Below are 4666 nucleotides of genomic sequence, written 5' to 3'. Positions count from 1 at the left end.
CCGGAGGAGCATATCTATAAGCCTGTGTATACCAACAAAATTCGTAACTCTCGCTATGATAAGCATACAAGTATTGCAGGAGTATAATCTTCCCCCTAACACCATATACATTATAATTTAAACTGTTCTCATTGTATGAAAGCCACTATGGCGCTTTTTACCGATGTTCTAATATATTTAAGTAGTAGGAAATTTTCCCACTACTCCCATGCGTAGCAATATAAAGCTATGTACTTTGTGTCATTAACTAAATATTAACCTGCGCACTGTTGAATGCTACGCTCATCGTGGAAAAAATAATGAGGTAGAGATATGCAGCCTCCTGTAGCAGTGATGTTTGATTGGTGTAATACCATAGTGAAAACCGACAAACTAGATTTTGCCATATTATCTAGAGTACTTACATCTATGAACCTTCCACACATAGATCTCTCTGATATTCCAAACAACAAAGTTGAGCTCTATCTTTCATTCGCTCTAGGAGATCGCTGGAAAGAAGCAGTGAATATGTACGAGAAAATTGCGGGTATGAATATAAATGCGCGCTCTATGTCACCAAATGAAAATGTACTAGAGCTTTTAGAATTTCTGTCCCATCACAAAATCAATATGGGTATTGTAAGCAACAAGCGCGGACCTCATTTGCGCAATGAAGTCCAAAACTTAGGATTAAGAAAATATTTCTCAGTAATATTGGGATCAGGAGATACAGCTGAAAGTAAACCGTCACCAGAGCCAATATTCGCTGCACTAGAAATTATGGGCATTGCACCTAGTGAGCGTGTATTTTTTGTGGGAGATAGTGATTCCGACATTGAAAGCGCAAAAAGAGCTAGATGTATTCCAATAGCATACGATAACACCTCAATGGAAGGAGTATTATCCTTTCCTAACTTTAAAGACCTTGGTAACTTTATGGCAAATTTGTTGTGTTAAGCCATGGAATCTTTAGTGCTCGCAAACCCTTTAAGGAGACTCATAGCTAGTCTCATAGACATTATAATAATATCGGTGGGGACCATTCCAATAACGTTTGTTACACACGGCAATGATCTTGCGTCTTTCCTTTCGTTGTTTGTTGTTTCCTGTTGTTATTACGCATATTCTATCCCATCCCTTGGACAGAAAATCATGAATATTTGTCCAGTACTGCGTTGCGGTAAGCCCATAAACGCTCTAGTAGCCTTTGACAGAATAGCTCTGCAGTTTCTGTGTCCAGCAATTGCTATGCTATTGCTACAAATTATCAGCATTGCTGACCCAGGAGGCATGGTTGTCGCCACTGTACTACTACTACACTCAAGTGTAGTGCTGCTTTGGGCATATTGGTATGTATCAGCGGTTTTTTCTTCACAAAAACAGGCTTTGCATGACCTACTATGTGGCACCATTGTTATTGTAAAACAAACTTAATTTTTTGATTACCAAAGCACGATCACAGCATAAAGAAAGCAGTGCATGTAACTGCTTTCAAATAATTGCCCAGTTTCGGAGTAAACACACGTAGATCTGACGCAACTATGGCTGGCAATTATACCAGCATTCATCCACTTTTTAGGCGCTAATAACATATCACACACTTCTACCTATTCTCATAATTCTGTATATCAAAACCTCTGTATAGTTGCGCTACCAGGTATTAGGCTTTATACTGTCCATACGGGAGTATCACTGTATATTTCTCTGTCTCATCTTTGAAAGTCTGGTAAAAAATATATGGATGATAGGCTGATTTACCACTTCGGAAGAAGTAGGTGTGATGGTGGAGCACATTTGGCGCACTTGTTGGGTGGGAAAGGAGCAGGCCTTGCGGAAATGTGCAGAATTGGGGTCAATGTCCCCCCTGGGTTTACCATCGCCACATCAGTGTGCAATCTATATCAGGAAAGTGGCAATGTTCCCGAAAATGTAGTGCAACAACTCCCTGAAGCGTTGAGTCTCCTGGGACAAGAGGTAGATCTGGAATTTGGTAATCCGGACCGTCCGTTGTTAGTGTCGGTGCGCTCGGGGAGTGTTCGATCTATGCCCGGGATGCTAGATACCGTACTCAATGTTGGTCTAAACGACGAAGTAGTGGTGAAGTTGGGGTCTATGCGCGGAGGTAGGTTTGCCTACGACAGCTATAGACGGCTTATACAGATGTATGCTGCTTCTGTTTTGCAATTGGAAGATAGGATTTTTGAGGAACGTTACAGAGAAAAACAGAAAGAATTGTCTCTGTCGACAGGGGAATCTATAGCAAATCAAGAAGCTTTGCGAGAGTTAGTTGAAGAGTTCAAGCAGTTAATACGTGCTCATGCAGGACAGGAATTCCCACAAAACGTTCAGGTACAGCTCCGTAATGCAATAGGTGCGGTGTTCAAATCATGGATGAACCAGCGTGCTGTAGCGTATAGAAACATGTATGGCATACCCTCAGAGGTAGGAACTGCTGTGAATGTTCAGGCAATGGTATTCGGAAATATAAACCAAAATTCGGCCACCGGCGTGGTATTCACTCGTAATCCTTCTACAGGAGAAAAGAAAATATTTGGCGAATTCCTATGCAATGCCCAAGGTGAAGATATAGTTTCCGGACAGAAGGATCCGTCTCCTATTAAGCTCATGGAAAGTTCCATGCCGCAGGTATACGGAGAACTTGTGGAAGTGTGTGAAAAGCTCGAGAAACATAACAAAGACATGCAGGACATAGAGTTTACTGTCCAGGATGGTAAACTGTGGATTTTGCAGACTAGACGCGGTAAACGCAGCGCTCATGCGGCCGTGAACTTGGCTGTTAGTATGGTTAAAGAGTCTCTCATTTCCAAGGAAGAGGCCATACTGCGTATTGACACTGGCACTCTTGGGGGGCTTTTTCATCCAATACTAGAAGAAAACTGTAGTAATGTAGTGGTGGGTAGAGGGCTGCCAGCATCTCCTGGTGCGGCGTCAGGCTACGTAGCTTTTACGTCGAGTGATGCGGAGGAGCTTAAGCGTCAGGGTAAGAGTGTAATACTGGTCCGTCAGGAGACAAGCCCTGAAGATATTCGTGGTATGATTTCCGCTGCTGGAGTTTTGACTCTGCGCGGAGGCATGACTTCCCATGCTGCTGTTGTTGCACGTGGCATGGGTAAGCCGTGCATATGTGGGGCTAATAGTTTGTGTATAGACGAGAGTGGGCAGTTTTTTTTCAATGAGGATAATGTAAAAATCGGTCGCTCGGATAGCATAACCATAAATGGTAGTACTGGTGAGGTAATGCTGGGGGCGGTGCAGACTGTAACTCCTTCTCTCCCGGAAGCGTTTTATGAACTCATGAGCTGGATAGATGAAATCAGAACAGTGGGGGTTATGGCGAATGCTGATACTATAGAGGATATGAGCACTGCTAATCTTTTTGGTGCTGATGGTATTGGGCTATGTAGAACTGAGCACATGTTCTTCTCTGATAACAGAATCACGATAGTGCGTGAAATGATTCTTGCGAGCAATAAACAAGAACGGGACAGGGCCCTTAAGAAGATTGAAGTCGTGCAGAAAGACGACTTCCTGGCTATGTTCAAGCTTATGCAGAATAAAAAGCAGATTACCATTAGGCTACTTGATCCACCGTTGCACGAGTTTCTACCTACCTCTATGGAGGCTTTGGAGAGTATAGCATTAGGGATGGGGCGTTCTTTGGAATACATAAAGCACAGGGTTTCTGCACTTTCTGAAAAAAATCCTATGCTTGGTCATAGGGGTTGTAGGCTTGCTGTCTCTTATCCCGAGATATATGAAATGCAGATCCGTGCAATATTCCAAGCGGTAAAAGAGCTTCGTGCCTCCGATGGCATTACTGTTGTTCCGGAAATCATGATTCCGTTCGTGATGGACGAACAGGAGATAGTTATTATCAGTGACTTAGTGAAATGCATTTCGGCGCAGTTTGATAATGCTCAGTATAGTATTGGCGCCATGATTGAGCTACCTAGGGCAGCGTTATTGGCTGACAAGTTGTCTAAACACGTGCAGTTTTTTAGTTTCGGCACGAATGACCTAACGCAAACTACCCTTGGGATCTCGCGAGATGATTCATCTAAGTTCGTTGAGCACTATATAAGTTCCGGTGTTTTTGCTTCTGATCCCTTTGAGCTCCTGGATGTATGTGGCGTTGGAAGGTTGATTAAGATTGCTATGGAGCTAATACATAAATCGCCAGCCAAAGTCAAAACCGGGCTATGCGGCGAGCATGGTGGCACTTTAGCGGCAATACAGTTGTGCTCTGAATTGGATATAGATTATGTTTCTTGTTCACCATATAAAGTGCCTGTAGCAAAACTTATAGCAGCACAGTGTGCCATAAGGAACAAGATGCTATAACTTACGTTTTGTAGTGTCGTGTTAGTTGATCACGCTCACGTCCAGGTACTGTGATATTCCCAGGTGGTTTGGTGGGTTAGGTAGTTTATATAGGTGTACTGGAAGCTACGTATACTTGGAATATCGCTTTGAGCTGTTCTGCTGCGCATAAGTACTGTCGTGACCTCTGTGAGGGGATGCTAAATATTACAGCCTAGGTGAGATGTGTGCGTGTTTGTCTGGGATTTGACCAACTTTCTGGCAGAGCCCTAAAGGATACTGTTGGTTTGTTATACATTACGCATCAGGATATTCGGCTCATTTTTAATGATTCGGGTTATGTATA

At 43.0% G+C, this 4666-nt stretch carries 3 protein-coding genes; all 3 read left to right on the top strand.

Annotated features, from left to right (window positions below):
* The first annotated feature begins 312 nt into the window (after nucleotides 1–312).
* The 3 genes from KPX09_RS04460 (at nucleotide 313) to ppdK (ending at nucleotide 4341) form a co-directional block, all read left to right on the top strand.
* Nucleotides 313–936 carry an HAD family hydrolase gene (locus KPX09_RS04460; protein WP_249549178.1) on the top strand — a complete coding sequence of 208 codons (624 nt, stop codon included), beginning with the start codon at nucleotides 313–315 and terminating at the stop codon, nucleotides 934–936.
* Nucleotides 937–939: 3 nt separating this feature from the next.
* A complete protein-coding gene (locus KPX09_RS04455; protein WP_249549177.1) occupies nucleotides 940–1413 on the top strand; it encodes an RDD family protein in 474 nt (157 codons plus the stop codon).
* A 303-nt stretch (nucleotides 1414–1716) separates the two neighbouring features.
* Nucleotides 1717–4341: a pyruvate, phosphate dikinase gene (gene ppdK / locus KPX09_RS04450; protein ID WP_249549176.1), complete on the top strand. Its 2625-nt coding sequence runs from the start codon at nucleotides 1717–1719 to the stop codon at nucleotides 4339–4341.
* The last annotated feature ends 325 nt before the right edge of the window (nucleotides 4342–4666 follow it).

Origin of the sequence: Anaplasma phagocytophilum (assembly GCF_023476575.1) — a bacterium.
GTDB lineage: Bacteria > Pseudomonadota > Alphaproteobacteria > Rickettsiales > Anaplasmataceae > Anaplasma > Anaplasma phagocytophilum_A.
Note: the sequence above shows the minus strand (reverse complement) of the source record. Positions and strands in the feature narration are given on the sequence as shown.